General features: G+C 48.2%; 8 protein-coding genes. 5 read left to right on the top strand and 3 right to left on the bottom strand.

Annotation, left to right across the window (positions count from 1 at the left end):
* Nucleotides 1–1662: alpha-galactosidase (locus ACKOVI_RS03895; protein WP_509602723.1), on the top strand; the 1662-nt coding region annotated here is incomplete at its 5' end.
* 7 nt (nt 1663–1669) lie between these two features.
* Here the strand turns inward: ACKOVI_RS03895 and ACKOVI_RS03890 are convergent.
* Nucleotides 1670–1975, bottom strand: coding sequence for a lycopene cyclase domain-containing protein (locus ACKOVI_RS03890; RefSeq protein WP_509602721.1), 306 nt, complete (start codon nt 1973–1975; stop codon nt 1670–1672).
* Nucleotides 1972–2307: a lycopene cyclase domain-containing protein gene (locus ACKOVI_RS03885; RefSeq protein ID WP_509602720.1), complete on the bottom strand. Its 336-nt coding sequence runs from the start codon at nt 2305–2307 to the stop codon at nt 1972–1974. Before ACKOVI_RS03885 ends, ACKOVI_RS03890 begins: the two co-directional genes overlap by 4 nt.
* A 48-nt stretch (nt 2308–2355) precedes the next feature.
* Here ACKOVI_RS03885 and ACKOVI_RS03880 point away from each other — a divergent pair, with 48 nt between their 5' ends.
* Nucleotides 2356–3309: a Brp/Blh family beta-carotene 15,15'-dioxygenase gene (locus ACKOVI_RS03880; RefSeq protein WP_509602719.1), complete on the top strand. Its 954-nt coding sequence runs from the start codon at nt 2356–2358 to the stop codon at nt 3307–3309.
* A gap of 27 nt (nt 3310–3336) precedes the next feature.
* A complete protein-coding gene (locus ACKOVI_RS03875; RefSeq protein ID WP_509602718.1) occupies nt 3337–3921 on the top strand; it encodes a M23 family metallopeptidase in 585 nt (194 codons plus the stop codon).
* A 67-nt stretch (nt 3922–3988) separates the two neighbouring features.
* Here the strand turns inward: ACKOVI_RS03875 and ACKOVI_RS03870 are convergent, their stop codons facing one another.
* Entirely contained in the window at nt 3989–4192 is a 204-nt protein-coding gene (locus tag ACKOVI_RS03870; RefSeq protein WP_009612185.1) for a cold-shock protein, read from the bottom strand.
* 233 nt (nt 4193–4425) lie between these two features.
* Between ACKOVI_RS03870 and ACKOVI_RS03865 the strand changes: the two genes are divergently transcribed.
* Both ACKOVI_RS03865 and ACKOVI_RS03860 read left to right on the top strand, forming a co-directional pair.
* Entirely contained in the window at nt 4426–5199 is a 774-nt protein-coding gene (locus ACKOVI_RS03865; protein WP_509602716.1) for an SIMPL domain-containing protein, read from the top strand.
* A 77-nt stretch (nt 5200–5276) separates the two neighbouring features.
* Nucleotides 5277–6694: phosphatidylglycerol lysyltransferase domain-containing protein (locus tag ACKOVI_RS03860; RefSeq protein WP_509602715.1), on the top strand; the 1418-nt coding region annotated here is incomplete at its 3' end.

The raw sequence follows: 6694 nt of genomic DNA, 5'->3' as shown, positions 1-6694 counted from the left end.
CTTCCTGATCAGGCAGATGAGGTGCTCGACTATTACGGACACTGGACAAAGGAACGTACATCTCAGCGTCGTTCATTGGCATATGGCCTCACAACTCGCGAAGGTTTTGAAGGTCGCACTGGACACGATTACACAATCACTCAGATTGCACTTAATAACAAAACTGGTTTCCAAACTGGTTCAGCGTGGTCACTTGCAATGGCATGGTCAGGTCAGAGCATTCACCATGTTGAAAAGCTAATTGATGGAAATAATTCAATTGGCGCGGGAGAGTACCTGCTTCCAGGTGAAGTCATTCTTGCAAAGGGTGAAAGTTATGAAGCACCTCGCGCCGTTGCATCATTTAGTGAGGTAGGGCTAGATGGAATTACAGATAATCATTATCAATGGGTTCGTTCACGCCCCAACCACCCAACAAAGCTTCGCCCACGTCCGCTCACCTTAAATATGTGGGAAGCTGTTTACTTCAATCACAACTTTGAAGGAATTAAGAAAATCGTTGACAAGGCTGCAGAAATCGGCGTAGAACGAGTTGTTCTAGATGATGGTTGGTTTGGCTCTCGTCGAGTAGACAAGATGGGTCTTGGCGATTGGGTTGTATCTGCCGAAGCATGGCCTAATGGTTTAACTCCCATGATCGAATACATCAACTCAAAGGGAATTGAATTTGGTTTGTGGTTTGAAGGAGAGATGGTCAACCCTGACTCTGACCTCTATCGTGCGCATCCTGATTGGATTTTGCATGAGGCAGGTCGCATTCCAGTGGAAGGTCGCTGGCAGCAAGTTCTCGACCTCACAAAGGAAGGCGCTTATAACCACGTTCTCAATCAAGTAGATACGGTGCTGACTGAAAATAACATTGCTTACATTAAGTGGGACCACAACCGCCACTTGTCGGATCCCATCAGCGACGGTCGCCCTGTGGTTCGCAAGCAGACTGAAGCTATCTATCGTTTATTTGATGAGCTTAAACGTCGCCACCCAGGGCTTGAAATTGAATCGTGTGCATCAGGTGGAGGTCGCGTAGATCTTGGAATGATTGAACACGCAGATCGCTTCTGGACTTCTGATCAGAACGATCCACTAGAGCGTCAGCAGATTCAACGCTGGAGTGCGATGGTGATTCCACCAGAGTTCCTCGGGACACATGTTGGCCCAACAACTGGTCATCAAATGCACCGCACCCACAGCATCTCTTTCCGCTCACTGAACGCGCTCTTTGGCCATGCGGGGATCGAATGGAATGTCACTGAAGCTAGTGATGATGAAATCGCAGTCTTGAAGGATTACATCGCTTTCTATAAGAAAAATCGTGAACTTCTACATTCAGGAAGCGTTGTGCGCAGTGATGTCATCGTTGGCAATGCTCAGATGTATGGCACAGTCGCACAAGATAAGAAGCGGGCCATATTCACGTATATGCAACTGACTTCGTTGGACAATTTTGGACCGCTCGTTGCAACTTTCGATGGTCTTGATGCAAAGACTGTCTATACAGTAACTGTTAACGAAAAGTTGAGCGCCACAGATTATCTTCAAAAAGTGCATCCAGGTTGGTGGCCGTCGGTAACGATGACAGGAGAGCAGCTCGCTAATATTGGTCTACAGCTTCCAGTCTTCAAACCCGAGAGCGGACTACTCTTTGAATTGACTGCTCAGTAACGAAAATTTAGTGGCGCTGAACTCCGCGGCGACCCCAGAATTCCCACATTCCCATCACGCTGAGCACGAGTGCAAATCCAAAGAGTAAATCTTCTATGGGTGCTGCACAGATTCGAAGTCCGATGATTGCATCGGGGCTGTACATCACAATGTTGCGTGAAGTCAGCCACCAGTTAGTCAGCAATTGAAAGGGTAGAATGATTGCGTATGAAGTCCAAAATGCGGCACGTGTGAGCATCGAATTCTTCAGCACAAAGAGATCAACCATCACAGAGATGGTCAGAGCAGCAATGGCAATATCCGAATAGATCATTCTCCGAACTCTCCCTTGCGCCAATGAGGCTTCACCGTCGTAACCCCCTCGATTGTCAGAATTGCAGCCAGGGGTACGATGATAAAAAAGAGGTACTCCTCAAGTGGAATCGCAAATGGACCATATATGCCAAGCATTTGGCTGCGATCAAAGAACCAATGTCCTTTGGCAATTGCATAGGCATCCCAAATAAGAAAGAAGAGGCTCACAGGCAAGATGCTCAGCGCAGCTCGCTTGATTCGTCGCAGGACGCCGGTTTTGAGAACAATCTCGAGCCAGCCAGAGCCACATAATGTGAAGATGAGCATTCCCATGTAGGACCACTGTTTCATTTGCCTAGTTTTGCATAGTCGGGCTCAAATATTGCTACTGTGACTGTTATGGAGAGCGCCCAAAAGAAAACTTTTCAGCGAGTTCGCATCTTTTCCAGCAGTGCCGTCGCGATTTCAGTTGTCCTTTCTCTGATCTTCTCTTCCTGGCTCGGATCACAATCCATGAACTGGCAGGTGGCGATGGCAATCGCCGCCCTTGCAATCGGCATTCCACACGGTGCGCTAGATCATCTCGTGACTCTTCCTCGAAAGCGACCGCTCTTAATGTCACTCTTCATAGCTGCCTATGTTGGGATAGCGCTCGTTGCAATATGGGCGATTCTCAAGTGGAATGAAGCTGGATTTATCGCGGTCGTCATCATGAGCGCAACCCATTTCGGAATCGGGGATAGCGCATTTTTACGTGAGCTCGATCGCCATAGCGCTAACCGTGATACCCAGCTTCCAATCTGGGCCTATGCGATTCCTGCCGGCGTATTGCCAGTATTTATTCCACTCGTAAATAACAAGAGCGCATCAGCACTTGAGCAGGTAAATCCTCTCCTGGTCAATTGGGATAGAGGGCATTCGGCAGAGATTCAAATTCTGATTGCAGGAATTGCAACAATTTCGGTTCTCACTCTTCTCTCGCGAAAACGGTATCGAGATTGCATCGATATTGTGCTTCTCGCGGGATTGGCATCTTTTACTCCACCGCTTGTGGCATTTGCCGTCTACTTCGGCTGCTGGCATGCGATGAGACATACAGCACGACTTACCTCACTTCTGCCTGCGTCAATTGCTGCACATCAAGAAGGAAGAGCGGCTCGAGCTTTTTCCCTGGCAGTTTTACCTGGATTGCCGGCTCTCGCAGGTACCTTCATCTTCGTTGGATTCCTTGCAATCTTCTCTAGAAGCAATATCGATAGTGATTTTCTGTGGCTGACGCTAGTAACAGTGTGGGCGCTGACCGTGCCACACATGATTGTCACAGCGAAACTTGACCGTGCAGCACTTCATTAAATAATCAGCGTTGATAGGCTCTTTCCCATGTTGAAAAAGTTGGCACTTGCCTCGCTCATTCTTGCCTTTACGCCGGCTGCGCAAGCTGCTCCAATATTTACCTTTCCCATTGCTGGATGTGAAGTTAACTATGCGCGCGCACACCATGATTATGCAGCGACAGATATCTTGACCAAGGCAGGATGCAAGTTTGTAGCCCCGATCGATGGAGTTGTCGATGAGGTCAATCGCATCGATAACTGGAGTGGTAAGACAAACCTAGGCATTGATCGCGGAGGCCTCTTTGTCTCCATCATCGGCGTAGATGGCGTGCGTTACTACGGCTCGCATTTGCGGAGCATCCCATCAAGCATCGAACCAGGAGTGGCAGTGAAAGCTGGTCGTGTATTGGGTGCAGTGGGCTCGACTGGAAGCGCACGTGGAACAGCGCCTCATTTGCACTTTGGAATTTCCTGGCCAACTCCTGCTGATACATGGTGGGTGCGTCGTGGCGAAATTCTTCCGTGGAAATACCTCGATGCCTGGAAGAAGGGCGCAGATCTTTCACCGGTGAAAGAGGTCAATGCTCGTAAAGCAAAGGTAGGAGAGATTCCACCTGTTCCGCCGAAGTAGTTCAAGCAGATAATTGAGGGAAAGAAAAAACCCCGCCGATTTCTCGGCGGGGTTTTCGTAAGTGTTATTAGGCTGGGTTAACTGCGTCTGCCTGAGGACCCTTTGGACCCTGGACAACTTCAAATGTAACTGCCTGACCCTCTTCAAGGCTCTTGTATCCGTTGCCCTGGATTGCTGAGTAGTGAACGAAAACGTCCTGTCCTCCGCCATCAACTGCAATGAATCCGAATCCCTTTTCAGAGTTGAACCACTTAACTGTACCTGTTGCCATGTATTTCTTATCCTTCGATATGTGGGGCGATAAATATCTCTATCGCCAGTCTTCATCTTGCCTACAGCCATACCGAGTAAAGATTTAAGCCTTAACAAACGGGTACTGATTTAAGCGTCCGACTAGGGCTAAGGATACTAGAGGCAGCGCCTAATTCATATTCGCCAATATTCGTAGGAAAGTCACATTCTTATAAAGCCACGCTCAATACGGACGAGTAATACACTCAAATCATGAGCAACAACGACTTCAACCCAGCAAATAGCCCAATTATCCAGATCGAACGCCGTAAAGCGTTCGCCATCATTGCCGCAGCTGCGATTCTGGCATCGGCACTTGGAATCGGATTGGCAAAGGTTGGATCAGGCTTTGCATCGCGCACCTCCAATGGAATCACTGTTACAGGTTCTGCAAAGACGTCAGCTACTGCAGATAACGCAGTATGGACACTTAACGTTTCGCTGACACGACCAACAGTTGCAGCAGCTGTCACAAAAGTCGGAACAGATGTGATTGCAGTCAGTAAGTACCTTACCGATGGCGGCGTTGCAGCATCTGATATCACATTGGGATCAGTCTCAACGTATGCCAATGAAGAGTGGCAGAACGGCAACAGCACTGGTCGCATTCTTAACTACCGTGCAAATCGCGATGTGGTTGTTCGCTCTCAAGATGTTCAGTTGATTGCAAAGTTATCTCAAGGAATCGGTTCGCTGCTGCAGACTGGCGTCAGTGTTAATAACTACGGACCTCAGTACTACATCTCCACTCTTCCTTCACTTCGCCCACAGTTGCTTGAAGAAGCGATGAAGGATGCAAAAGTTCGCGCAGAAGCAATCACAAAGGCTGTTGGTGGAAAGGTTGGCTCTGTTCAATCTGTTCGCGCCGGTGTCTTCCAGGTGACAACCCCAGATTCAACAATGACTGCAGATGGCGGCGCATATGACACCACAAGCATTGAAAAGACTGTCACCTCAACCGTCTCGGTCACCTTCACAGTTAAATAGCTCTGAATCTGCTGAGAGATTGCCTAAAGCTCTCTATTTGACTAGCTGAGAGATTTCTGGGCACTTACGATTGAGCCATGGTAGATACAAGTCGAGTACCTCGATTGATTGCGTTCTTACTGGTCTTGCAATCAGCTTCGTTGGTTGGTCTGCTTTCTATCCACCGCTTTCCTCATCTTGTCCATATCGTCGGTAGAGATCTACACACATCGATCACCAATCTCACTGAGGCGGCATCGCTCATCATTGCGATATCTCTACTCTTGATTGCACGTGGAATTTTGAATCGGCGCAGGCGCGCCTGGTTGCTTGCAACCTCACTTCAAGCCACTCTTATCGCGATAGGAATCTTTCATAATCTCCATCGATTCTTCTCCCACCACCTCACATCACATTTAATCTTTGGGGCCTTTGGAGCCACTCATCTCCTCTTTGAATTAGCCTTACTTACCCTCTTGCTCATCAAGAGAGCTCGATTTACTACTCTTTCAGATTCCCATACCCGCCGAGGTGATGTTACGTACTTTGTGCGGGTGTCAGCGCTCTCCATCTTGGTCGGGGTGCTCTTCGTTAATCTCGACCGCAAATACTTTCTCTCGCCACCTTCATTTCTGCAAAGTTTTGAAATTGTATTTAAAGGATTTGTGGGAATATCTGCTCCAATTGCATTTAGCGCCCCGGCATATCAGGAGCGGCTTGAGACGACCTTGATGTTGCTAGGAGCCTTCATCGCAGCTACAACCATTGCAAAGATTTTGCGCCCAATAGAGATAAAGGCGATACAGAGCCGAGAAGCGCGAGCCGCACTCTCGATGTTGCTTGAGCGGTATCCATCTGAAGATTCACTCGCATACTTTGCTCAGCGCGATGACAAATTACTGATGTGGTCCAACAACGATAAAGCAGCAATTGCTTACTCGGTTACTGGCGGAACAATGGTCGCTTCGGGTGACCCATTGGGTGATGTAGAGAGTTGGCCTAACGCCATGGAGAATTTCATTACTGAAGCAGATCGCCATGGTTGGGTACCTGCTATCTATGGATGCACTGAAAAAGCTGGAGAGGTTTGGCATAAAACCATTGGCTTAGAAGCACTTGAAATCGGTGATGAGGCAATCGTCTATACCGATCATTACTCACTTGATACACCGCAAATGAAAAATGTTCGTCAGACCATTAACCGTGCTCGCAAAGAAGAGAACACCACCATCACGAAAAAGATTTCTGAGATAGATGAAGCAACTCTTCGACTCTTGGCACGATATGCAAATGAATGGCGGCGTGGTGGAGATGAGAGAGGGTTCTCCATGGCTTTAGGACGATTCTGCTCAACAGAAGATTCTGACGCTGTTATTACCTGGGCAATTCGTAATGGCGAGTATGTTGGTTTACTGCAATTTGTCCCGTGGGGACGAGATGGCCTCTCGTTAGATCTCATGCGTAGATCACCGGAGAGCTCTCCCGGAATCACAGAGTTGATGATTCACTCGACCAT

The sequence above is a fragment of the Candidatus Planktophila sp. genome (assembly GCF_046070465.1).
Classification (GTDB): domain Bacteria; phylum Actinomycetota; class Actinomycetes; order Nanopelagicales; family Nanopelagicaceae; genus Planktophila.
The sequence above is the reverse complement of the archived record's forward strand: the minus strand, read 5'-3'. Positions and strand labels throughout refer to the sequence as shown.